General features: G+C 62.8%; 21 protein-coding genes and 1 pseudogene. 12 read left to right on the plus strand and 10 right to left on the minus strand.

What is annotated here, in order from left to right; all coding sequences use genetic code 11:
* Positions 1-49: 49 nt before the first annotated feature.
* The 5 genes and pseudogenes from FNU79_RS15460 to FNU79_RS15480 form a co-directional block, all read right to left on the minus strand.
* Positions 50-598: pseudogene (locus FNU79_RS15460) on the minus strand (diacylglycerol/lipid kinase family protein); the annotation flags it as partial.
* 240 nt (positions 599-838) lie between these two features.
* Positions 839-2,392 carry a S8 family peptidase gene (locus FNU79_RS15465; protein WP_143721707.1) on the minus strand — a complete coding sequence of 518 codons (1,554 nt, stop codon included), beginning with the start codon at positions 2,390-2,392 and terminating at the stop codon, positions 839-841.
* Between the two features lie 130 nt (positions 2,393-2,522).
* Complete coding sequence (locus tag FNU79_RS15470; protein ID WP_143721708.1) at positions 2,523-3,416, minus strand: DUF4384 domain-containing protein; 894 nt, start codon at positions 3,414-3,416, stop codon at positions 2,523-2,525.
* Positions 3,417-3,822: 406 nt separating this feature from the next.
* Positions 3,823-4,962: a PQQ-dependent sugar dehydrogenase gene (locus FNU79_RS15475; RefSeq protein ID WP_404825802.1), complete on the minus strand. Its 1,140-nt coding sequence runs from the start codon at positions 4,960-4,962 to the stop codon at positions 3,823-3,825.
* A 101-nt stretch (positions 4,963-5,063) separates the two neighbouring features.
* The gene (locus FNU79_RS15480) at positions 5,064-6,197 is read right to left on the minus strand and encodes a 3-deoxy-7-phosphoheptulonate synthase (RefSeq protein ID WP_143721709.1); all 1,134 of its coding nucleotides are present in this window, start codon (positions 6,195-6,197) and stop codon (positions 5,064-5,066) included.
* Positions 6,198-6,326: 129 nt separating this feature from the next.
* Here FNU79_RS15480 and FNU79_RS15485 point away from each other — a divergent pair, with 129 nt between their 5' ends.
* The 5 genes from FNU79_RS15485 to FNU79_RS15505 are packed head-to-tail and all read left to right on the plus strand — an operon-like array spanning position 6,327 to position 9,897.
* A complete protein-coding gene (locus tag FNU79_RS15485) occupies positions 6,327-7,451 on the plus strand; it encodes a putative Ig domain-containing protein (RefSeq protein ID WP_143721710.1) in 1,125 nt (374 codons plus the stop codon).
* Positions 7,448-8,566, plus strand: a complete 1,119-nt coding sequence (locus FNU79_RS19205; RefSeq protein ID WP_185974749.1) for a hypothetical protein — start codon at positions 7,448-7,450, stop codon at positions 8,564-8,566. Before FNU79_RS15485 ends, FNU79_RS19205 begins: the two co-directional genes overlap by 4 nt.
* Before the next feature lie 29 nt (positions 8,567-8,595).
* Positions 8,596-9,120 carry a dockerin type I domain-containing protein gene (locus FNU79_RS15495; RefSeq protein WP_143721711.1) on the plus strand — a complete coding sequence of 175 codons (525 nt, stop codon included), beginning with the start codon at positions 8,596-8,598 and terminating at the stop codon, positions 9,118-9,120.
* Between the two features lie 23 nt (positions 9,121-9,143).
* Complete coding sequence (locus FNU79_RS15500) at positions 9,144-9,362, plus strand: RNA-binding S4 domain-containing protein (RefSeq protein ID WP_225430114.1); 219 nt, start codon at positions 9,144-9,146, stop codon at positions 9,360-9,362.
* Positions 9,363-9,375: 13 nt separating this feature from the next.
* Complete coding sequence (locus FNU79_RS15505; RefSeq protein ID WP_143721713.1) at positions 9,376-9,897, plus strand: DUF1684 domain-containing protein; 522 nt, start codon at positions 9,376-9,378, stop codon at positions 9,895-9,897.
* Positions 9,898-9,904: 7 nt separating this feature from the next.
* Here FNU79_RS15505 and FNU79_RS15510 read toward each other — a convergent pair whose 3' ends face one another.
* Both FNU79_RS15510 and FNU79_RS15515 read right to left on the minus strand, forming a co-directional pair.
* Positions 9,905-10,522: a ComF family protein gene (locus tag FNU79_RS15510; protein ID WP_143721714.1), complete on the minus strand. Its 618-nt coding sequence runs from the start codon at positions 10,520-10,522 to the stop codon at positions 9,905-9,907.
* Positions 10,523-10,551: 29 nt separating this feature from the next.
* Positions 10,552-11,100 carry a hypothetical protein gene (locus tag FNU79_RS15515; RefSeq protein WP_225430115.1) on the minus strand — a complete coding sequence of 183 codons (549 nt, stop codon included), beginning with the start codon at positions 11,098-11,100 and terminating at the stop codon, positions 10,552-10,554.
* Positions 11,101-11,387: 287 nt separating this feature from the next.
* Between FNU79_RS15515 and pdxR the strand changes: the two genes are divergently transcribed.
* Together pdxR and FNU79_RS15525 are read left to right on the plus strand one after the other, a co-directional pair.
* On the plus strand, positions 11,388-12,842 hold the full coding sequence (gene pdxR, locus FNU79_RS15520; protein WP_143721715.1) for a MocR-like pyridoxine biosynthesis transcription factor PdxR: 1,455 nt from the start codon (positions 11,388-11,390) through the stop codon (positions 12,840-12,842).
* A 252-nt stretch (positions 12,843-13,094) separates the two neighbouring features.
* Positions 13,095-14,213 carry a BMP family lipoprotein gene (locus tag FNU79_RS15525; RefSeq protein WP_143721716.1) on the plus strand — a complete coding sequence of 373 codons (1,119 nt, stop codon included), beginning with the start codon at positions 13,095-13,097 and terminating at the stop codon, positions 14,211-14,213.
* A gap of 24 nt (positions 14,214-14,237) precedes the next feature.
* Here the strand turns inward: FNU79_RS15525 and FNU79_RS15530 are convergent, their stop codons facing one another.
* Complete coding sequence (locus FNU79_RS15530) at positions 14,238-14,546, minus strand: hypothetical protein (protein WP_143721717.1); 309 nt, start codon at positions 14,544-14,546, stop codon at positions 14,238-14,240.
* 69 nt (positions 14,547-14,615) lie between these two features.
* Between FNU79_RS15530 and FNU79_RS15535 the strand changes: the two genes are divergently transcribed.
* Entirely contained in the window at positions 14,616-15,575 is a 960-nt protein-coding gene (locus FNU79_RS15535; protein ID WP_225430116.1) for a LysR family transcriptional regulator, read from the plus strand.
* A gap of 249 nt (positions 15,576-15,824) precedes the next feature.
* On the opposite strand, the gene FNU79_RS15540 is transcribed toward FNU79_RS15535, so the two are convergent.
* Positions 15,825-16,448 carry a hypothetical protein gene (locus FNU79_RS15540; RefSeq protein ID WP_143721718.1) on the minus strand — a complete coding sequence of 208 codons (624 nt, stop codon included), beginning with the start codon at positions 16,446-16,448 and terminating at the stop codon, positions 15,825-15,827.
* Positions 16,449-16,651: 203 nt separating this feature from the next.
* Positions 16,652-17,947: a collagen-like triple helix repeat-containing protein gene (locus FNU79_RS15545; RefSeq protein ID WP_143721719.1), complete on the minus strand. Its 1,296-nt coding sequence runs from the start codon at positions 17,945-17,947 to the stop codon at positions 16,652-16,654.
* Between the two features lie 369 nt (positions 17,948-18,316).
* Here FNU79_RS15545 and FNU79_RS15550 point away from each other — a divergent pair, with 369 nt between their 5' ends.
* The 4 genes from FNU79_RS15550 to FNU79_RS15565 all read left to right on the plus strand — a co-directional run bounded on the left by FNU79_RS15550 (position 18,317) and on the right by FNU79_RS15565 (position 22,804).
* Positions 18,317-19,108: an enoyl-CoA hydratase/isomerase family protein gene (locus tag FNU79_RS15550; protein ID WP_124868060.1), complete on the plus strand. Its 792-nt coding sequence runs from the start codon at positions 18,317-18,319 to the stop codon at positions 19,106-19,108.
* Between the two features lie 131 nt (positions 19,109-19,239).
* The gene (locus tag FNU79_RS15555; RefSeq protein ID WP_143721720.1) at positions 19,240-20,268 is read left to right on the plus strand and encodes a phosphohydrolase; all 1,029 of its coding nucleotides are present in this window, start codon (positions 19,240-19,242) and stop codon (positions 20,266-20,268) included.
* Positions 20,269-20,270: 2 nt separating this feature from the next.
* On the plus strand, positions 20,271-20,912 hold the full coding sequence (locus FNU79_RS15560) for a ribonuclease HII (protein WP_143721721.1): 642 nt from the start codon (positions 20,271-20,273) through the stop codon (positions 20,910-20,912).
* Between the two features lie 302 nt (positions 20,913-21,214).
* Positions 21,215-22,804, plus strand: coding sequence for a gamma-glutamyltransferase family protein (locus FNU79_RS15565; protein ID WP_225430117.1), 1,590 nt, complete (start codon positions 21,215-21,217; stop codon positions 22,802-22,804).
* Positions 22,805-23,217 lie beyond the last annotated feature (413 nt).

The raw sequence follows: 23,217 nt of genomic DNA on the forward strand, positions 1-23,217 counted from the left end.
GTCTCGGCTACGTCCCACCTGCCGAGTTCGCCGCCCGCTATCATCCAGCCTAGAAGTGACTTGCCTGCTGGTCCTGCGCTTTGGGTTCACTCCACAGCTTGAACTGGGCGTGCTGTGGGTGGAGCTGCTTCAGGGCGCTTGCCACGTAGGCCGCCACTCCCAGGCGGTCCTTGGTGTGTTCACTGTCACGGATCATGGCCGCGTCGAGACCCAGCCCCGCCAGCATAGCAAACCCGTGAACCTTGCCGTCCACCTCAAGCTCAGCCAGGTCGAGTGTCACGGTCTGACCTGACAGAAACAGATCAGCCAGCTCCCGAGGGTCAGTCGGCAGATTGAGGTTCTGAGCAATCAGATTGGCCGTTCCTGCTGGATACGGCGGGTAAGCCTTCTGATACGTACGGGCGGCGTAGGCCAAGCTGCTGACGGTCCCGTCGCCGCCCGCACCGATCAGGGCATCGAAGTCTTTCAGACCCTTGATGTCCTCTTCTGGGGTGCTCTCAGGCGTGGTCTCGCGCAGTTCGATCCGCACCCCGGCGTCCCGGAGATACCTGGTAAATTCTTCGATCCCACTATCCCCCCGACCACTCTTAGGGTTGAGGACAAGGAGCGCACTCCTAAAAGCCGTTTAAGGTGAAGAAGTCATGGAAGCAATTAGAACATGGGATTCCAGATCCGTTCTTGATCTGAGATTGGGAGATGAGCGCTGACAGGTTGACGTGCTGGTTGCGTTTCCTCAACTGGAATCGTAAGTTCAGGGAGCAGTCTCAACCCCCCTCTCCGGCCAGAGTCCCTCCGAATTCACCCGGAGCGGGCCACCGAGGCGGGTATTTCAGTCGCCTCAGTGGTCTTTACCGCCTTTCTTGCCGTGATCTTTACCGTCTTTGGGGTCTTTGGGTCCTTTAGGCGGCTTGGGGCCTTTAGGCTTCTTATCCTTGCCGTCGGCGGGGGGTGCCGGAGTGGGAGCGGCGACTGGCGGCTTGGGAGTTGGCGTTGGGGCGGCGACTGGTGGCTTGGGTTGCGGCGTCGGGGCTGGCTTCACCGGAACGGGAACCGGGGCTGGGGGCTTCGGCGGGCTGCCCACCTGCACCCCCAGGCGGGCGAGCGCTCCCGGCAGATTGATCAGGCCGTAGCCGCTGGTGTTGTTGCGGCTGCCCTTATTCGAGGCGCTCTGAAACAGGGCGCTCTTGAGGGCAGCCATGCCTAGACCGGGCTTGGCGCTCAGCAGCACCGCCACTGCACCTGCCGCGATAGGGGCAGCCTGCGAGGTGCCGGAACGTGAGCCGTAGCCCTGGCCTGGATAGCTCGACGTGATGTTCTCGCCGGGGGCCACGATGTCGGGCTTGATGAAGGTGCCGCTGTACGCACCCGTCCAGGTGACTGGGCCACGCGAGCTGAAGGATGAAACAGCGCCCGCCTGGTTGACCGACCCCACCCCGATCACGTCAGGAATGTTGCCGGGACTGCCGGTACTCCCCGCTGCGGGGCCGAAGTTGCCGATGGCGAAGACTGGAATGACCCCAGCTTCCAGCATGTTCCGCACCGGCTGCACGAATTCCTGATAGGTGCCGGGCAGCCCCAGACTCATGCTGACCACGTTGGCCCCGTCGGGGGTATCGGGGTTGCCGTCGGGGTCGATGACCCACTGCATCCCGGCGATGACCTGGGCAAACGTGCCCTGCGACTTCGGCAACACCAGGGCGCTGATGAGCTTGGCCGCTGGAGCCACGCCCACGCTCTTGCCGACCAGCAGACCAGCGGTGTGGGTGCCGTGCTGCTCGGAATCGTGCGGCTCACTGCTGATCTGCTCGCCGTCCGGCCCGAACTCGGCAAAACTCAGCAGCTTACCGGTCAGTTCGGGGTTGCTGGGGTCAATGCCGGTATCGAGGTGCCCAATGCGGATGCCCTGCCCACGAAACCCGGCGGCCCAGGCCTGCGGCGCACCGATGGCCTGAAGGTGCCAGGGTGTGCCAGCAGGCGCGGCGGCCACGCTCAGGGCGCTGGCACGCGGCACCGTGACTTGAAAGTTCTCGAAGACTTCCTCGACCATCGGCAGCTTGGCCAGCGCCTGAGCTTGAGCGGGGGTCATCTTGAGGTACACCGAATGGTCGAGCCACAACTCCGCGCCCTTGCCCTTGGTTTTGAGCAGCTTGTTGAGGAGGGCGTTGGCTGAGCCGAGTTTTCCGAGGGTGTTCTTGAGCTGCTTCCGCAGTTCCTTGGCACTCTTCTTGCCCGGCTGCGCGTCAACCTTGAAGCGCACCAGCACGCCGATGGTGGCGGCGTCATGGCGGTTGGCTTTCTCCTGAAGTTTGGGCGAGAGTCGCCCGGCCTGTGCAGAGTTCAGGGTCAGGGCACTGAGACTCAGGGCCAGCAGTAAGGCGGCGCGTCTTTGCATCTTCCGACTGTAACGGCTCAAAGCTGACGCCCACTCATCTCCGGCTGATGAAGTCTTGTGGCTCAGTCAGGGACGACCAAGAAAGGGGAACCCCTTCTCAAGGATTCCCCGTCTCCAGCATTTAAATGCTTTAGTTCGAGCTGACTACACTTACTTCAACCTTGCCTGCCGTGTTCTTAATGGTCAGGGTGGTCTTGGTGCTGCCCTGCGAGAAGTGGGCCACTGCCGAGTCGCGCTTGACGGTCTGGTCGTCTTGCACATATCCAGCCTTGATGAGCTGGGCACTGTAGTACTTGAGTAGGTCGTCGACCTGGGCGCTCGAACGGAAGATGTAGCCCGAACCGTTGTCCACCTTGGTGGGCCGGGCGTACTTGGCGTCGGTGTAAGGCCGGATGGTGATGGTGGTCGTGGTGGTCGTCGTGGTGGTGGCGGGCGCAGGTGCCTGGGCCACCGGCTTGGGCGTCACGTTGAGCAGCGCCACATCGGTGGACCAGCTCTTGTCGGGCACCGGGTTGACGACAATCGAGAGCGCCTGCGCCAGGTTCTGCTGGCCCTTGACCGACACGGTGGCGAGCTTCTGGTCGCTCTTGAAGCTCGACAGGCCACCGAGGTCGAGCTTGGTGGTGCTCGCCAGCGCCAGCACCTTGCTGATGCCGACCGGCCCGGCGATGTTATAGACGAACTTGTCGCCCTTATCGGGGAAAGTCTTGACGCTGCCCGCCTTAATGAAGTTGTCGCCGCTGGTGTAGTTGTTCGGCAAAATCTGATCGATGCTGCCGTCCGAGGACACACTGAACAGGTAGACGTAGGCGTCCTGATCAACGCTGGTATAAACCCGGATGGCGTCATCGATGGCGTAGTTGGGGGTCTTCTTGCCGGTGGCGTCGCGGTCGGTCCAGACCTTAACCTGCACGTCACTGGTCACCGGGTTGACGATAATACTCTGGGCACTGATGGTGGGCGTAGCGTAGACACTGCCAGTAGCGGCCAGCAGCAAGCTGAGCGGAAGCATGAATTTTTTCATGAGAGGAGCTTAGGGTCTGGGCCTGACCTCAAGCTGAATGTACGTGAAGATTCACTTGGGAAAAGGGGGAGGTCACTCTGATGGCCTGACAAAAGCATAAGAATGCCCCTTACCAGGCAGGCATTCTCATTTGTCTTGCCTAGCGGGGACGCCCACGCTTTATTCCAGCCATTGTTGCCAGCAGTTCGGCTGACTGCCCGGATCGGCAATGTTCCTTCGTCCACCACCGCGCAACAACAGACCGACCTCCTCGTTCACGCGCCGCGTCGTTGGGGGATATCTACGTCTGGCTGGTCGCGCCGTCTGCTTGAGGCAGCGCGGTTGTTCGCCGTATCTGCTCTTCAAAATCTCGTACCACAGAATGAATTAAAAACTTACGGAGTGCTTTACCGAGTGGCAGGCAGCATTACGGCTGGTAAGTAATGCGGTACACCTTGCCGGTGTCGTCATCGGTGAGCAGCATTGAGCCGTCGGGCAGGGTCAGCAAACCCACTGGGCGACCCTTGCTGGTCTGCCCATTCAGAAATCCGGTCATGAAGTCCTGCACCTTGCCGGATTTGGGATCGACGGTCACGACCCGGTAGCCGCTCTTCTCGCTGCGGTTCCAGCTCCCGTGCAGGGCGGCGAACATCTGGCCCTGGTACTGACTGGGAAAGGTTTTGCCGTTATAAAAGGCCAGGCCCAGCGGAGCGCTGTGGGCGGTGGTGAGGGCAAAAGCGGGCGTGGTGGCCTTGCAAACGTCGGCGTTCTTCTTGCCGAAGTCTTTGTCCCAGACCTGGGGCTGCCCGGCCTCGGTGGTGTAGCAGTACGGCCAGCCAAAGTTGCGCCCCGCCGCCAGTTTGTAAAAACCTTCCGGCGGGTAGTTGTCGCCAAGCTCATCGCGCCCGTTGTTGGTGGCATAAAGCGTGCCGTCATACCACTCCAGGCCCACCGCGTTTCGCAGGCCCGTCGAAAAGGGCTTGCCGTTCTTGCCGTCCGCATCGTAGACCCACACGGCGGCGCGTTTGTCGTTGCTCTCCTCGCAGACGTTGCAACTGCTGCCCGCCGAGACATACATCTTGTTGTCGGGGCCGAAGACCACCGTGCGGGTGGAGTGGCCGCCGCCGCTAGGCAGATCCACCAGTTTCTCGGCGGACCCCGTAGCCTTCTGTTCGCCGGATTTGTAGGGATAGCGCAGCACCGCGTCGGTGGTCGCTACATACAGGTATCCGCCGTGAAAGGCCAGGCCGTGCGGCTGATTGAGGCCCGCAGCGAAGACATTCTTGCTCTCGGCCTTGTCCTTGCCGCGCATAACGTAAACTTTGCCCGCTACCGCGTCGCTCAGAAAGATGTCGCCGCCCGGCGCGAGAGCCATCAGACGCGGGCGCTGAAAGCCGTCGGTGTAGGTGGTGACGCTGAACCCTTTCGGCACGGTAAAGCCGCCGGACTGGGTGCTGGAAGCCATCGGTACGGGGGCTTTGACGGCGTCTTGGTTGCCGGTCGACTGGGCGCAGGCTGAAACGCTCAGCAGCAGCGTGCAGGCGACCAGTTGAGTCGTGGTTCTCATCGATTGACGAAGCATGACTTTATCCAATCACGCCGCCGTGAGACGGAGCTGCCAACTGGTTAAACGCTGGGCAAAGTCAGCAGAGTTGGCAAAGCGCCGAGTTAGCGCTTACCGCCCAGTCCGTCCACCGCCGCGCCGCGCAGAAGTGCCTCGGTTTCATCCCAGCCGATGCAGGCGTCTGTCACCGAGACGCCGTACTGCAAGTCGGTCAAATCGGCGGGAATGCTCTGTTTACCGGCATTGAGATGGCTCTCGATCATCACCCCGCGCAGGGCCGCGCCGGTGCGTTGATCACTGCTGTCTTGATCACCGCTGTCCTGACTGTTCCGGCGCTGGGCAAGAACGTCTTGCCAGACCAGATGCTGGCGCGTGTGGTCTGAGCCGCTGTTGGCGTGCGAGCAGTCCACGACCACGGCGGGCGTCAGGTGGGCGAGCTGCATCAGGCGGGCCGCCTCACTGACCGAGTCTGCGCCGTAATTGGGGCCAGCTGAGCCGCCGCGCAGCACCACGTGGCCGTCGGGGTTGCCCCGCGTATGCACGATGCAGGCGCGGGCGTCGTCGGTAATGGTAAAAAAGGCGTGTGCGCCCTTGGCCGCCACCGCCGCGTCCACCGCGATCTTGAGGTTGCCGCTGGTGCCGTTCTTGAAACCCACCGGAGCTGACACCGCGCTGGCCATGACGCGGTGGGTCTGCGACTCGGCGGTGCGTGCCCCGATACACACCCAGCTCAGCAAATCGAACAAATACTGCGGCACGAACGGATCGAGCAGTTCGGTGGCCACCGGCAAGCCGAGGTCGTTGATGGCTAGCATCAGCTCACGGGTGCGGCTCAGCCCGCCGCTGAAGTCGTAAGCGCCGTTGAGGTGCGGATCAGTCAGGTAGCCGCGCCAGCCGACGGTGGTGCGCGGCTTATCGACGTAGACCCGCATCACGATTTCGAGTTGCCCGCTGAGTTCGCTGCGCAGGGCCGCCAGCTTGTGGGCGTAGGCCAGGGCCTGCCCGGCGTCGTGAATGCTGCACGGCCCAGCGATGACCAGCAGGCGCGGATCGGTGCCGTGCAAAATGCCGCGCACCGCTTGCCGTGCGGCAAAAACCGTGCGCTCGGCGGCGGCGCTCAGCGGATAGGCGTCTTTGAGTTCGCGTGGGCTCAGAACCGTTTCAAAAGCGCTGACATGCAAATTTTCGGTGGCGCTCTGGTGGGGCGCAGTCGGGTTGGAAGCTGAACTCGTCGGCATGGTTTTTCCTCAAGGTGGTGGGTGGTGGAAGTGGGGGAGAAGAAGTTAATCTGCCGGAGTCTACAAAAAGCCCCGACCGCTGCGCCCGCGTTGTCTTCCCTTCTCACCCGCAACCGCTAAACTCTTGCCATGAACCGACTGTTCCCCGCCCTCGCCGGGGCCGCGCTGCTTCTGAGCGCCTGCGGCAGCAGCACCACACCCAGTGCTACGCCCACTTCCAGCCGAGATATCCTCAGTTTCAGCAGCGCGTCGCTGGGCACCGCTTATGTCGGTGAGCCTTACAGCGGTAGCGTCGCGCCGGTGGGCGGCACCGGCCCCTACAGCGTCCGGTTGACCAGCGGCACCCTGCCTGCCGGACTCAAGTTTGCGGGCGGCAGCAGCGCGGCGATCAGCGGCACGCCGACGGCCAGCGGCAGCGCCACTTTCAGTTTAGAGGTCACGGACGCCAACCTCAGCATCAAGACCCAGACCTTTAATTTGTCGGTGGCCGACTTGCCGCCACTGGACTTTGTGCCCAAGTTGCCCAGCGGCGAGGTGCGCGGCGAAACCCGCATTCCCATCACGTTGATGGGACCCCGTGGCGTGCGGGCGGCCCGCTTCACCTGGGTCTTGCCCGAAAATACCCTGGTGACCGGCGTGCAGTCGCTCGGCGGCCTAGAGGCGGGCCGCCCCTTGGTGTTCTGGAAACAAAACGGACGCAACCTGACGCTGGATTTCGGTTTCCGACTGCCGCCCAAAAACGCTTCGCAAGTGGCGATGGTTAGCCTCAAGCCGGTGAACGACAAAGCGGTGACGCTGCCCACCCTCGTTCCCACCACCACCAGTTTCCTGTTGGCCCAAGACGGCAGCGGCAAAGTCCTGCGCGAAGTCAAGCCGCCTGAGCCGGTGACGCTGACGCCTGCGGTGAGCCCTGCCGCCGACAGCGCAACCGGGAGTTCAGTCGCCGCGCCCACGCTGCCCGCGCCAGCCAGCGATAAGGCCGGTTCAGACAAAGCTGCCACAGATAACGCCAGTACAGATAAACCCGTTACCGATAAACCCAGTACCGACAAAGCCACCACTGATCCGGCCAGCGTGAAGCCGGACACCACAAGCCCGGACAAGACAAGCCCAGATACGACAAAGCCAGCCGGTGCGAAACCAGCGCCCAGCGATCCGGCCAAGCCAACCCCACCTCAAGCCGACCCGCCTAAGACCGACTCACCCAAAACAGACGCGCCCAAAACGGATGCACCCAGTGGAGACGGCAAATGAAGCGCCACCTTCTGAGCGCCGCGTTGTTGGCTGGGCTGAGCTTGGCCGCCGCCACCAACGCCCCAAAACTCAGCTTGGAGCAGCAAGCTGTGCGGGCCGACGTGATCGTGCGGGCCACTGTGGAAGCCTCCAGCAGCGTGCAGGAAAGCGGGCAGACTTGGACGGTATATCCGCTGACCATTTTGGAAACGGTGGCGGGCGACGCCCAGAGCCTCCCCCAGTATCAAAACAAACCCAGCCTGTGGGTGCTGAGCGGCGTACAGGACGCGCCGGTGTTGCCCAGCGGCGACAGCATGCTGCTGCTCTACAAAGAGCGCTACGACAGCCCATTGGTGGGATTTAATCAGGGCAAGTACACCTTACAAAGCGCGGGCGGCGCGTCAGCCAAAGTCGTCACCGGATTGCCGGACGGCACGCCGGGGGTGACGTCCAGCATTCCGGCTGTGGGCACTAATCCATCAAGCACGCTGCCAGCCGTCACGACTGCTCCAACTGGTGCCGCGCTCAACACGAATCCTCCCGCGCCGGTTGCTGCCAATGCTGCACCGGCGGTGGTTGATCCAGCAGTTCCCACTGTGGTCGCTCCGGCGGCTCCCACTCCCCCTGCTCCTGCCAGTGCAGGGCCCGCCGCTTCTGCTCAAGGTGATTCTCTCCAAGCTTCAGCTTCAGCTTCTCCACCAGCACCAGCGCCCAGTGCGTCCGCGCCATCCAGCGACCCCGCTCCGAGCAGCACTGCTACCATGTCCCCCGTTGTGCCCACCATGTCTGAGTCTTCGGCCACCGCTTCGGCAGGCTCGGCAACGGCTAGCGCTCCCAGTACGGCTCCAGCAAGTCAAGCGCCAGCGTCTCCAGCAGTGCCCCCGGCAGCGGCCACGCCAAGCGCTCCGACGCCGCCCCCGCCCCCAGCAGCCGAGGCCAAAACCACCGACGCAACGCCTGTTCCGGTGTCCAATAACCCAGCATCTAATAACACAGTGCCCAATAGTCCAGCGCCCACTCCCTCAACGGCCGCGCCTGCTGCCCCCAACGTCGCCGCGCCGCTGCAACCCGGCCAGATGACGCTGGAAGCCTTCCGCAAACTGGTGCTGGAAGCGCGGGCCAAGGTGGGTAAATGAAGCGCTCCCGGCTTCAGGCAGGGCTTTTTATGGCTACTATTGGCCTGAGTGCGGCGCAGGCCGCTCCCTCATTTGCCAGTGTGGCGCTGCGGCCCGAAGGCGCGGCGCTGCGCCAAGAAGTGCTCTCGGCGCTCTCGGCGCTCAGCACCCCCGACTTTCCCATCACGCTGGATGACAGCGCTCAGGGCGGGGGAGCGGTTTTGGTGCTCGGCGGCAGCGTGCCGTTTAACCCCGATTTGTCTTCGCGCACCCTGACGGTGAATAATGTACGCCGCACCGAACTCAACCCCAAAGGCCCGCTGCCGCTCTCGGGGGCGGTGCGGGCCGAAATCAGCAGTTTGCTGGGCCTGAGCGAATTTAGCCCTCAGGCTGCTCGCCGCAAACTCAGCGGAGCCGACATCAACGGCGACGGCAAAGTAGATTTGACTGATTTGGCGCTGCTGATGGGCAATTACGGCAAAACCGGTGGCGGCTTGTCAGGCGACCTCAACCGCGACGGCCGCGTGGACGAAAGCGATTTGAACTTATTTACAGAGGAGTATTCCATCCCATGAGCCAGAAACCCACAAGCAAAAACATGCCCCCCAAAACTGAAACTGCCGACCTTCCCGAAACCATTGACTTGCAAGACTTTCTCAAGTTGGAAGGCTTGGTGGATACCGGCGGCGAAGCCAAATTCCGCGTGCAAAGCGGCGAGGTCAAGCTCAACGGCCTCACCGAAACCCGCCGCCGCAAAAAGCTTCACCGAGGCGACGTGGTCGAGATCCACGGCGCGAGTCACACGGTAGATTGGTGAAAAGGGGAGAGTGGTGAGCGCTTGGCTTGACGATCTGCTCTCTTTTCGCGCCCGCAAAGATGCTCATTTCGCTTCTGGGCGCGGCCCCTTGCCCAAGGACGGCAGCTTTGACGGCCTGACCTATTTTGCCCCCGATCCCGCTTGGAATCTGAGCTTGGAAGTGCAGCGCTTGCCCGCCGAAGCCGCTGAGCTGGCCACCTCTACTCAAGGTGAGGTGCAGCGCTTTGTGACTTGGGGCGAAGTCGGCTTGCCCAACGGCGAACGCTTGACCCTCTATGCCCGCGAAGGCGACGACGCACCCGCCACGCTGTTTGTTCCTTTTCGGGATGCCACCAGTGGAAAGGCAACTTACGGCGCGGGCCGCTACCTCGACGCGCCACTGTCAGGTCATCAGGTGACGCTGGATTTCAACCGCGGTTACCATCCGTTTTGTGCTTACAGTGAGGCTTGGACGTGTCCTTTACCGCCTGCTGCCAACTGGCTGCGCGGCGCGGTGGAAGCGGGCGAAAAGTTGGCGGGTGAATCGGCTTCCTGAACGGCGTTCAGCGCGTGATGACCGCGTAAAACACCTGATCGACGCCGCCCTCTGCTAAAGCGTCTCGGCAAGCTGAAAGTGTTGAGCCGGTTGTCATTACATCATCCACCAGTAAAAGGGGTTGCGTGATCTGCCCATTTACCATCAGCCCGCTGCTCTGGGCCGCAAATGCGCCGATGAGGTTGCTCAGCCGCGCCTCGCCGCTGAGTTTGGCTTGCTGGGTGGTGTGGCGAGTGCGCTTCAAGCTTTCCTGATACGGCAAGCCGAGTTCGGCGGCCACCTGTCTGGCCAGCACTTCGGCGTGGTTGAAATGCCGCTGGCGTTGGCGCGTCCCCGACATCGGCACGGCGCTGACGGCCCGCAGCTTCCATTCGCTCGGCACGCCGCTGGCAATGGCCTGCCCCAGCACGGCAGCGAGGTCGCGGTGGCCGCTGTATTTGAGTTCGCGGGCGGCGCGGCGCAGCACGGCTTTGTGTTCGCCCAGCACCACCAGATGCGGCGTCACGGCGTTGCTCAGCATCGAGTGCCGCTCCAAATGCGGGTGCAGTCCAGCGCGGCAGGTTCGGCACAGGCCCGCCTCACTGCCCAGCGGCTGAGCGCAGCCTGGACAAGGGCGCGGCAGCAAGGCCCGGAGTGTGGAGAGGAGCCCACCCGTCAAAACTCCTCCTGTGTCAACCGCCCCGCCGCTTTCAATTCGTCGGCAAACAGCGGCACAGGCTCAGCTTCTATTTTGCTCCACGCTTCGTCAAAGCCGTGCGGGCTGGTATACAGCGCGGCCAAGGCGAGGCAGGCGTAGTAATGCCGCACCACCCGCTGCACGCCAACTGGCCCCAAGCGGCCGCGTTCGGCGGAGCTGAGCAGCGTGATGAAAATGTCAGGCTGCTCCAAAGCCGGATGCCCGCCCTGACGAATGGCGGCGCGGATAAAGTCGGCCACCTGCGCCGGATTGTGCCAAAAGCCGAACATCAAAGTATCGGTCAGCGTGTCCAAGCGGGTCAGCGTTCCCGGCGGGCAGGAGCGCGAAATCATCTGGCGGGCCAGGCTCTGGCGCTCGTTGCGGGCCAGGCCGTACTGCCCCAGCGTCAGTTGCAGCGTGGCGGGCCGCAGCGCTTCGCCGAGCAGCTGCCGCAGCCGGTAAGCCATCAGGTAATGCTGATATTCGAGCAGCAATTCATTGACCGGACGCGGTGTGGAAGGAGGCACGTCAGAAAGTGTAGAGCGCACCAGCCAACCCAACCGTGAGCGCCACCGAGTCTGAATGCGGGCCAGCCGTCATTCCCAGCAGTCTGATCTTGGTGGGCCGAACGCAGGGCCGCCTTGGTCAGCACGGATACCTCCCACATTGGCCCACTTTTTGGTGGCACTGACCTTGAAGACCGCCCACGCCGTGAGCAGCTTCTCTGGGCCGCTCTCCCTAAACACAACCCGGACGCGGTGCCGACCGCAAGCGGGGCTTCTTTCCGAGTCGGCCCATTCTCTATCATGCAGCCGTGTGGCCGCTGCCTCCCGCTTTGCCCGCCGAACCCCAGCACGCCCGCGTGGCCCGCGCTCTGCGTGAAGCGGTTCGGGACGGGCGGCTGCTGCCGGGGCAAAAGCTGCCGGGCAGCCGTGAACTGGCCCGTGTTTGGAGTCTGGCCCGCAACACTGTCACCGACGCGCTGGAGCAGCTCGCCGCCGAGGGCTACTTGGAGATTCGGCAGCGCAGCGGCTGTTACGTGGCCGACTTGCCGCCGGGCACGGCCGTACTTGCTCCGGCTGGCCCGCCGCTGGTGCTGAGCGCCTGGGCGCGGCGCACGCTGGAAGGGCAGGGCCGCTGGTCGGCGGGTGCTGGCGCAGTTTCTTCACCGGTCAGCGGGCTGGACTGGATCGATTTCCGCCTCGGCCGGCATTCCAGTGGGCTTTTCCCCTCGGCGCAGTGGGCGCAGTCCCTCTGGACACAGTCGCTTTCCAAGCAGGCTCACGACGCTTCCCACACCCCGCCCGACCCACGCGGGCCGCTCATCACGCGGCTGGCGCTGTGCGAGTGGCTGCGCCGAGAACGCGGAGCGCGGGTCACGCCCGAGATGATTTTGCTGACCGGCGGAGCGCAAGAAGCCCTCGACGCCCTTTCGCGGCTGCTGCTGGAAGCGGGCCGGGTGGCGGTGCTGGAAGACCCCGGCTACCTCGGAGCGCGGGCCGCCTTCTCAGCCAGCGGAGCCAGCATCTGGCCGCTGGAGGTGGACACTCACGGCGCGTCGGCAGAGGATTTTGTGGCTGACCTGCCTGCTCAGGCGGTGCTGGCTTACCTGACCCCCGGCTGTCAGTTTCCCAGCGGCGTGACCCTTTCGGCGGCCCGGCGCTCGGCGCTGCTGGCGTGGTCGCGCCGCAGCGGTGCGTGGCTGCTCGAAGACGATTACGCCGCTGATTTGCACTACGCCGCCCGCCCGCCCGCCTCGCTGCAAGGCCAAGCGCCGGAGCGGGTGCTGCTGCTGGGCAGCTTTAGCCAAAGTCTCGCGCCCGCGCTCAGAAGCGGGTATCTGGTCGCTCCGGCGCACCTGATCGAAGTGCTGACCCGCACCCGTCCGGTGACCCAGCGCACTCCGCCCACCCTCGATGCGCTGGCACTGGCTGAATTTTTGTCGGGCGGCGGTTATGCCAAACACCTGCGCCGCGCCCGCAGCGAACTCAACTGCCGCCATGAAGCGCTGCTCTCGGCGCTGCGTGAAGGTCTCCCGGCGCTGCGCCCACGTCCCGCCACCGCCGGAACCCATTTGTACTTGCCGCTGCCACCCGGCTGGCACGAGCAAGACCTTCAGCGCCGAGCGGCTGAGGCGGGCGTGGGCCTCAGCCGGGCAGGCGAGTACCGCCTCAGGGCCGGAGAAGAAGCCCTCTTGCTGGCCTTCGCTCACCTGACCCCGGCAACAATTCGGCAGGGTGTGGAGCGTCTGGCGCTGGCTTTGAGGTGACAGGCGTATGGTCAGGCTGCCAAAGACTTACCGGCCTACTTGCCTTGCTGCTTGGCTTCCTTTAGCGCCTGCTGAAAATCCCACGCTGAAGGAGCCAGCCTCCTTTCTCACAAGCGTTCAGGTTTCTCTCGGTGGAGTTTGGGGTTGTGTTGAGTATTTCGGCCCGCTGGGCGGCGCAATACTTGATTTCAGTCCACTTCATGGTCGCTCTCCGTCACAAGCTTGTCAGACAAACTCCGTGAAGATGCGCAGATGGCTCTCTTTCCCCGTTTGATCGCTGCTTTCTCGCTCCTTGCTTTATCTGCCGCTGCTCAGTCCGCTCCTCTGAGTGTCGGCATCGCGCTGGATACCGGCGGCAAAAATGACCATTCGTTTAACCAAGCGGCTTGGGAGGGAGCGCAGCGGGCCGCCAAAGACTTCGGCGTCAAGGTGAGCTTGTTCGCTCCCAAAGAGGACGCGCAGGGTTTAGCCGGTCGGGGCGCGGAACCGCTGGCCCAAGCTGGAGCCAATTTGGTGGTCGGCGTTGGATTTGCCAACAAAGACAGTGTGGAGCAGGCTGCCAAAAACTACAGCGCTGCTAAGTTCGCGGTTGTGGATGATCTGCCCAGCGGCCCCAATACCGTCGGCCTGCGCTTCCGTGAGCAGGAAGGCTCGTTTTTGGTGGGCTACATTGCTGCCAAATCCAGCAGCACCGGCGTGGTGGGTTTTGTTGGCGGCCAAGACGTGCCGGTGATTCACAAATTTCAAGCGGGATTCACGGCTGGGGTGAAGTTCGTCTGCCCCAACTGCCAAGTCATCTCGGCTTACATCGGCAAAACGCCTGCTGCTTGGAATGATCCGGCAACGGCTAAGGCGCTAGCCGCGTCTATGCAGCGGCGAGGCGCGGACATCATCTTTGCCGCCGCTGGTGGAAGCGGAGCGGGCGTGGTGGCGCAGGTCAACGCTGCCCAGTGTCTCAAAGCCAGCGCTTTACCGGCGGGCGTCACTTTTAAGAGCGATTTGTTCGCAGCGGTGGCCAAATCGGCCAGCTACACCTCAAGCTGCGCCGGAAACACCCGCCCCGCCTTTTTTATCGGGGTGGACAGCAACCAGAATTATTTGGGCGACACCGACCGCAATCCCAAGACGCTCAATCACGGCCTGACCAGTATGGTCAAACGGGTGGATAACGTGGTTTACAGCCTCATTCATGATGTGGTCAAGAAGCAGTCGTGGCGAACGGGCGATCAAAGTTACGGCCTGGAAAATGGAGGGGTCGGTTACGCGCTCGATCAGTACAACCGCGCTCTGATCACTCCGCAGCTTGAAGAAGTGCTGGGCAAAGTGCAGCGCCTGATCGTCTACCGCTCTATTCAAGTGCCGGTCAAATAAAGTGCCGGTCGAAGAGAGAAGAATCTAGCGCTGAAACTCTCGTTCCAGCCACGCGACTTGACCACCCTGCGCCGTCAAGGCTTGGCCGGCCAGTTCCAAAAAAGATTGCCGTGCTTCTTCGGCGGCTTCGCGGGTCACGCCGTAAGCGGCAGGGTCGGCCAGCACCGCCCGTAGCGTGTCCAGCACCACCACTTGCGGCAAGTGCTGAGCGCCCACCACCATATCGGCGCGGTAATGCACCAAGGAGTCGAGTGCAAAAAAGGCCGGTTCGCTGGAGCAGCCGCCCAGATAAGGCAGGCTGGCGGGGGCAGGAAAAGTGATCATCGGGGTCATGCTTCCAGTTTAAGCACCCCAGCCGAATTGACCAGTCAAATTGATCAGCCAAGACCGTAAAGTAAGCAGGTGTCCAACGAGAAACTGCCCAAAGCCGCCCCGCGTTTTGCCGAACTGCCTACCGAGGGCCGCTCCGCCATCACTTTGGCGCAATTGCGGCTGTTCGTGGCCGTCTCGGACGAGGGCAGTTTCTCGGCGGCGGCAGCGGGCTTGGGCATGTCGCAAAGCAGCCTCAGCGAAGGCGTCAGGGCGCTGGAAGCGGCGCTGGGCCACAGCGTCTTGCTACGAACCCGCAGCGGCGTGACCCTGACGCCTGCTGGGCAGCAGGTGATCGGCTACGCCCGCGACGCGCTGATGGCGGTGCAAGATTTGCAACTGGCGGCCAATCCCTCGCGCACCCTCAGCGGTCAACTGACGGTCACGACTTACCGCAGCATCGGTCAGCAGCTGTTGGCTCCGGCGCTGGGCCGTTTGCACACTGCCCACCCCGATTTGCATATTCGGGTGCTGGACGCGGTGCGCGACGGCGCGGGCGGCGTCAAATTCATCAGCAGCGGTGAGGCCGACGTGGGCCTGATCGAAGCGCCCAGCGACCCTGGACTGCTCTTCGAAGCCTTGCTGCGCGATCCTTACCTCGCCGTGCTGCCTGCCAAGCAGGCTGGGCCGCTGACCTGGGAAAGTCTCAAGTCCCAGCCGCTGCTGCTGCCGCCGCTCAGCAGTCCGGCCAATCAACCGGTGTTGGCATTTTTGAGGCGGCACCAAGCGCTCAGCCGTAACATCACCGAAGTCGACGAAGACGATGTGATTCTCTCGATGGTCGAGTACGGGCTGGGCATCACTATTTTTCCGCGCTTGGCGATTGGCACACTCAGCCGCTCGCTCATGACTGCCGCCCTGCCCGAACCGCTCGAACGGGTCATCGGGCTGGTCATCAGGCCGGGACGCGCCGCTTTACCGCACGTTCGGGCGCTCTCAGAAGCGGTACGCGCTCAGTTGGCGGAGCGCAAAACAGAGGAGTCAGGAGTCTAAGTACAGCAAGATTACCGTTCCGGGATTCCGCGTCTTGACCAGAGCAGCGCCGATGACGACGCTTGGCCGCACCTCTCGGGCCTGCCCGCTCCGCTCGGTTTATTTAAAGATAAACATTGGCGTACTTAGAGCATTTGTCAAAAAGGAAGCTCTTTTTTGACCGACCAACGGGAGTGGAGTAGAGAGAGTATTTGGGAGGATGGATGGCTGAGCGTGCTTTTTGCTCAGCCATCCATTCGGACAAATGCTCTAAAACAAAAATTTGACTCCCAAGCGCCCGCGTGCGCCCGCGCCGTTGGCACTGCCTTTGCTGCTGAACGGTGAGCGGTAACTGACCTCGGCGTAAGCGGCGATGCTGTCGGTCAGCAGGTAATCGCTGCCCAGTACGAGTTGAGCAGCGTAATCGGTGGCGTTGGTGGGAGCCGGAACGGTGGTGCCTCCTGTGGTCGGGGGCGGGACGGGAGCTGCTCCCGAAATGGCGCTGCTGGTCAGGCCCAAGCCCGCGCCCAGATACGGCTGAAATTTGCTCTCCAGTTTGGGCCGGTAGAGCAGCAGCGTATCCACTGAGAGGGCCCCTGACTTAGTCGCGTAGTCCACGCTGGCCTGTGCGCCAAACGGGCCAAAGACTTGCGAACTTCCCACTACGATGCCGTAAGCTGTGCCGCCGCCGCTCAACGAAGGCGCGATGCTGGCCCCCGCATACAAGCGGCTGCTCAGCGGCGCGGGCGGCGGCACGGGTGGCAGAGCGGGCGCGGCCTGATTGGTTGAATTGAACACGGGAAGCGGCGTGGAGGAGGTGTTTTGAGTCGGTATGGTTTGGGCGGCGGCCTGAGTCAGCAGGGCCAGCAACGCGGCGGCAAGAATGCGGGTCATGAACGTAAAACCTCCGGCAAATCTCAAGGGAAAATGATCTCAGAAGGTAGGGGGCTAGGCAGCTCGGCAAACCTGATTATGCCAAGGGCGGCGGATGAACAGCGTTACCAACCGCAGGCAGCAAAAACCGGAGCGGCCTGTAAGGGCGGCGCTCCGGCTCGCTCCTGCTCAGCGTTGAGTAGGAGCGCGTGAAAAAGCTAGGTTTAGAAGTAGTACTTCAGGCCGATTTTGGCGGCGGGCGAGAAGGACTTGCTGGTCGACGTGGCTGCTGCGTCGGTGTTGTTGGTGCCGCTGCCCTTATTGCTCAGGTAGTACTTGCCGTCAAACTCGCCGAAAGCGCTCAAGTTGCCGACGACTTTGAAATCGGCTCCGATGATGCCGTTGACGTAGTAATCGGTGGCCTTGGTGCTGTCGGTGGGGCTGACCGCACTGCTGCTCAGGCCGAAGCCCGCGCCGACGTAGGGCGACAAGCGGCCCACGCCCAAGGCGTACATGGCGTTGACATCAGCCTGAATGGCCTGGGTCTGGGGAACATAGTCCACGTTGGCCCGCACGCCCAGCCCAAAGAGGACTTTGCTCGCGCCGACGGTCGCGCCGAAGCTACTGACAAACGGTACGCTCTGGCCAAAGGCCTTGCCTTTCTCGCCGCTGAAGGTTGCGCCGGTGCTGACGCCCACATATAAGCCGCTGTTGCTCTGATCGTCGGCCATCATGGTCATGCCGCTGCCCATGGTGTCGCCGATCACGACGGTGGTCGCCGGGGTGGCGGGCGTGGTGGTCACGGTGCTGTTGGTGGTGGTGCTGGTGGTGCCGCGTGCTTCCAGCGCGGAAACGCGGGCGGTCAGGGCGTCCACGTTGGCGGTGCTGCCAGCGGGGCCAGCCGGGCCTTGTGCGCCAGCGGGGCCTTGCGCTCCGGCAGGGCCAGCCGGGCCGACGGGGCCAGCTGCGCCGTCAGCGCCAGCGGGGCCAGCCGGGCCTTCAGGCATGTTCTGCATGGCAGTTTCCAGCGCGTCGATGCGCGAGGTCAGTTCATCCACGTTGCTGGTATCCATCGTTGCGCTGCCCATCGCTGCGATTTTATCTTCGAGCGCGGTGACGCGGCCCTGCTGATCGGTAGAGGCTTTTTCGAGGTCGTCCACGCGGCTGCCAATGGCGGCCAACTCGGTGGAGACGTCCTGCATGCCTTTGGTGATGGTGGCCAAGTCTGCGGCGCTCAGTGCGGGAGCGGCCTGAGTCAGTGCGCCGGTTTGCAGCAAGCGGGCGAAGATCAGAGCGGCCTGATAACGGGTCAGGTTTTCATTGCCCCGGAAGGTGCCGTCGGGGAAGCCCTGAATCAGGCCCTTTTGGGTAATCAGGTCGACGGCGTCTTTGGCCCAGTGGCCGGCGGGGATGTCGGTGAAGTTGGTCACCGTCGCGCTGGTCACGGGCGCGGTGTCTTGTGCGCCGGCGACTCCCAAAGCGAGGGCCATCGTTGCAGCAATCATTACAAATTTTTTCATCTTCTCTCCTCGAGTAGCTTCGTCGTGTTTGCTTTTCAGCTCACGATCTCGCTCTTTACCGTAGTCAGGTTCTATGAGCGGCCAGTGAATCTGCGCTGTTCATGGCCTAACCATGAGCTGACCGTGTTTGGCCGTCTCACTTACCTCAGCGGCGGACGGTTTGGTGTAAGGCACACGCTCTATCTCTTGTGAGACGGCGTTTTGCGCTTTGTGGCGCTCGCTTGACCTGCTCAGGAGAGCCTGTACCAGAGACTGAATCTGACGGGAGATGTGCAAAGTCCTACGACGAATCTCACGCTCTTGTCTGGTCAGGCCAGCCGAATCGGCGGCGACTGAATTTGCGAGGAAGGCTGTGAGAAGATAGCAGGCATGCTAGATGAACTGGATTTTAATACGCTGGTGATCGACCAACACGGCGACCTCGCGGTGCTGACCATCAACCGCCCGCAGGCGCTCAACGCCCTCAGCGGCGAAACCCTGATCGAACTCGTCGAAGCGGTAGAAGCCATTGCCGAAAACGCGGAGATTGCCGCTCTCATCATCACTGGCGGCGGCGACAAGGCGTTCGTGGCCGGAGCCGACATCGGCGAACTGAGCCGCTTGGAAGGCGTTTACGCCGGGCGCGAAGCCTCGCTAGGCGGGCAAAACGTGATGCACGAAATTGCCTCGCTGCCGTTTCCGACGATTGCGGCCATCAATGGCTACGCGCTGGGCGGCGGCTTGGAACTGGCGCTGGCCTGCGACGTGCGGGTGGCTTCGCACACGGCCAAGTTGGGGTTGCCGGAAGTCACGCTGGGCCTGATTCCCGGCTACGGCGGCACCCAGCGCCTCGCCCGCTTGGTGGGGCCGGGCCGGGCGCTCGACATGATGATGACGGGCCGCCAGGTCGGGGCCGACGAAGCCCTGCAGATGGGTCTGGTGAATTATCTGGCCGAAAACCCACTGGAAAAAGCCCGCGAAGTCGCTCAGATGATGACCAAAAATGCGCCGATTGCCCTCTCGCTCATCAAAGAAGCGGTGCGGCGCGGCTTGACCGGCAGCTTGGAAGAAGGCTTGGAAATCGAAGCGGACTTGTTCGGGATGGCGGCGGCCACTGCCGATTTCAAAGAAGGCACGGCGGCTTTCTTGGCCAAGCGCAAAGCCAACTTTCAAGGCGAGTAAGTAGGAGCAAATAACCGCTGAAGCCGACAAGCCGAGTACGGTGAAAGTCAGCATAAAACAAGCTCCCGGGCGCTAGAGTTCGGGGGCTTGCCTTTTTCCGCATCTATTTTCCCTCCCCAGCAGGAGTCCGTATGAGCGACCAGAAATTTACCCTCAACGTCAGCGGCGGTGCGCTGCATGACGTGGCAACCCGCCGCAAAGCTGCGCCCAGGGCCGTTGAATTTGCCACGCCCCGCGCCAAGCTGATCGAAGAAGCCGACCGCGCCATTCGCGCCGACCTCGCCGAGTTTCCCCGCGCTTTGGCCGCTTACGACGCTTTGCAAAGCGACCCCGAAGCGCTGGCCGATTGGGACATGGCCAATTACATCACCATGCGCAAGCTCGGCTACAACGATCACGGGCGGGTTCACGCTTTTATCACCGGCGCGGCCAGCCTCGCCATCCTGGAACTGCTGCTCGAAGGCGGCGTCAAGCCCGACATCATCGAGAGCGGCATCGGCGAAGTGGACGACGTGTACCTAACCATCATTCTCGGCACCATGCTGCACGACATCGGCAACCAGATTCACCGCGCCGCGCACGAGCAGCACGGCGTGATGCTGGCGCTGCCGATCATCGACCGCATCCTGAAACCGATTTACGAAGACGTGTTCAAACGCACCAAGATTCGCAGCTTTATTCTGGGCTGCGTCAATTGCCACGACCTCAACCCGCCGCCGCTGACCATCGAAGCAGGTATCACAGCAGTGGCCGACGGCACCGACATCACCAAGGGGCGCGGGCGCAAGGCTTTTGCGCTGGGCAGCGTGGACATTCACTCGATCAGCGCTTTGGCCGTCGATCAGGTCGTCATCGAGCGCGGGCAGAACAAGCCCGTGCGGATCAACGTGACCATGAACAACTCCGGCGGCATTTTTCAGGTGGAAGAAGTGTTGGCCCCCAAAGTCATTCGCACGCCGCTGAGCAAGTATGTGGAGCTGCACGCCCGCACCCGCCCGCAGGGAGACGAGCAGATCGTCAGCCGGGTTCGCTTAGAGAGTGATCATTTCGTGGTGGATCTGGACGGCGGTGAAACAGTCGACGTTGGGGTCAAAGACAGTCAACTGGAAGCTGCACAGGCGGTGGCCGGGTCGCTGGGCACCGGCGTGGAGAGCCATTAGCGGTGCCTGCTTACCCGCCCGTCACCCCCGACTGGAGCTATGAGCGTACCCACTGGCGGCGCGGCTTTTTCCGGGTGGCTGGTGTAGACGAAGCCGGGCGCGGCGCGTGGGCTGGCCCGTTGACGGTGGCGGCGGTGATTTTGCCGAATAACCTGGGCGATTTGCCGTTCCGCGATAGCAAGCAGCTTCGCCCCGCCGAGCGCGAGGAACTGGCCACTGAGGTGCGCCGCGTGGCGCTGGCCTACGCCGTCGAACACGCCGCGCCCGAAGAAATTGACCGCCTCAACGTGCTGGGAGCCACCCACGCCGCCGCCATGCGGGCCATTGCCCGCCTTGGTCCCAAGCCGCAGGCGCTCGTCACCGATTACCTCAAGCTTCCCACCGACTTACCGTACTCGGCCCCGGCCCGCGCCGACGCGCTGAGCTATTCGGTGGCGGCGGCCTCGCTGCTCGCCAAAACGGAGCGCGACGCGCTGATGCTGGGGCTGGACGCCGAGTATCCGGGCTACGGCTTCGCGGCGCACAAGGGCTATGGCACCTCGCAGCACCGACGAGCACTGGCCGAGTTGGGCGTCAGCGCCGTTCACCGCCGCACGTTTGGGCCGATTGCGAGGTTATTGGAGCCGCGTTTGCTTGAAGAGTGAACACCCTTTTGAAGCTGTGGCCGTCAAATGGTGCTGGGAGTTGGAAAGCTCAGTGGGAGAGTGCGTTTCGGTTCATCTCCTGCCAAAGCCCTCTGCTTGGCAGTTTTCCGAGTACCGCAAAGGTAGAAAAATCAAAAACGCTGCGTTTGTCCGCTTCTCAGCGTCCAAATAACCGAGTTATCCGGACGCTTTCAAGTGGTTATGCTGAGCGCAGCATGGATCGCTGTCGCTGGCAGCACTTGTACATGCAGCAAACCTTAATCATTTTTAATTTGCTCAGTTCCAACTCCCTAGACTGAGGCATGAACCCCAATAATCCCTATCCCTCCACCCGTCAACCTGTTTTGGCACGTGGCGGCATGGTCGCCACTTCGCAGCCCCTCGCCGCACAAGCGGGTTTGTTTGTGCTGCGGGAAGGCGGAAGCGCCGCTGACGCCGCCATCGCCACCGCCGCCGCCCTGACCGTACTCGAGCCGACCAGCAACGGCCTCGGCGGCGACGTTTTCGCTTTGGCTTGGCGCGGCGGCGAGCTTCACGGCCTGAACGCCAGCGGCGCGGCTCCGGCCCGCTGGAACATGGAGACCCTCGGCGGCAATCCAATTCCCCGTCACGGCTGGACGCCCGTCACCGTACCGGGCGGGGTGCGCGGCTGGGCCGACCTGCACGCCGAGTTCGGCAAGCTGCCGTTTGCCCGCTTGCTTGAGCCTGCCATTCAGTATGCCCGCCGTGGCTATCCGCTCAGCCCCGAAGTGGCCCGCCACTGGGCGCGGGCGGCGCAGTCTTACTGTTTGCTGAAAGGCCCGGAATTTGCCGAGTGGTTCAAGGTGTTCATGCCGCAGGGCTTCACGCCCGTTGCCGGAGCGGTGTGGGCTTCTGAAGACCACGCCCGCACCCTCGAGCGGATTGCCGAGAGTCACGGAGCCGACTTCTACGACGGCCACACCGCCCGAGCCATAGACGACGCCAGCCGGCAAGTGGGCGGCTTTCTGAGCGCCGACGATCTCGCCCAGCACGCTTCCGAGTGGGTCACGCCAATCAGCGCCGCTTACCAAGACCACGAAGTCTGGGAAATTCCGCCGAGCGGGCAAGGCATCGCCGCTTTGATCGCCCTGCGGCTGCTCGACGGCATGGATTTGCCTCCGCAGCGGGACGATCCCCGCGCCCTGCACGCCCAAATAGAAGCCATCAAACTGGCTTTTGCTGACGCCCACAAGTTGGTGGCCGATCAGCGCCACAGCGAGGTGCCGGTGGAGTTTTTGCTCTCCGAAGCCCACCGCCAAATGCTGCGTCAGTCCATCACCGACACCGCCCACGATCCCCAAACCCGCCCCCCCAGTAGCGGCGGTACGGTCTATCTGGCGACGGCAGACGGTGAGGGCAACATGGTCAGCTTTATTCAGAGCAATTACATGGGCTTTGGCAGCGGCGTGGTGGTGCCCGGCACCGGCGTGGCGCTTCACAACCGTGGTCACAACTTCAATGTGGAAGAAGGACACGCCAATCGCCTCGCGCCCGGCAAGCGCCCCTACCACACCATCATTCCCGGCTTCCTGACCCGGCAGGGCCAAGCGGTGGGGCCGTTCGGGGTGATGGGCGGGTTTATGCAGCCGCAAGGCCACGTGCAAGTCGTTCTCAATACCGTTCGCAGCGGCCTCAATCCTCAGGCGGCCATCGACGCCCCGCGCTGGCAGTGGCTGGCCGGCAAGGAAATTGAAGTGGAATACGAAATGGGTCAGCCGGTGATCCGCGAACTGATTCGGATGGGCCACACCGTGCGGGTGCAAACCGAGAAGGCCAGTTTCGGGCGCGGCCAGATCATCTGGCGCACTCCGGAGGGCGTGTTGATGGGCGGCAGCGAAAGCCGCGCCGACGGACAGGTGGCGGCGTTTTAGAGCAGTTGTCAAACGAGTAGTCATTCCGGGCAGAGTAGGGGCCGTCTTGAGCAAAGCGGCCCCTTGTCGTGAACAGAATGTCACTGTAGGCCGCCTGTATGGGACCGTTTCTCCCCGTGAGAGCGCGGTTGAGCAGAGCGGTGCGCATTACCGTTGAGGATAGAATGGGCCGCTCCGCCAATGACTTGCGGGCCTCTGTGCGGCGAGCAGTGGAAGTTTGGCGCTGATTCGTACCAATCCCTGAAAACTTGGTTCTTTTCAACCCACCCCACCGCACTGTCATAAATGCTCCAACGAATTTTATGGAATCGCCTATACCCTACAAGTCCAGTTGACCAGAGGTAAAAGCGAGTCAGAGGCGGGCCATCTGTGAGCGGCCGGCAGTGTTTTCAGGTCTACTATTCGGTTCAGAT

Source organism: Deinococcus detaillensis (assembly GCF_007280555.1).
Classification (GTDB): Bacteria; Deinococcota; Deinococci; order Deinococcales; family Deinococcaceae; genus Deinococcus; species Deinococcus detaillensis.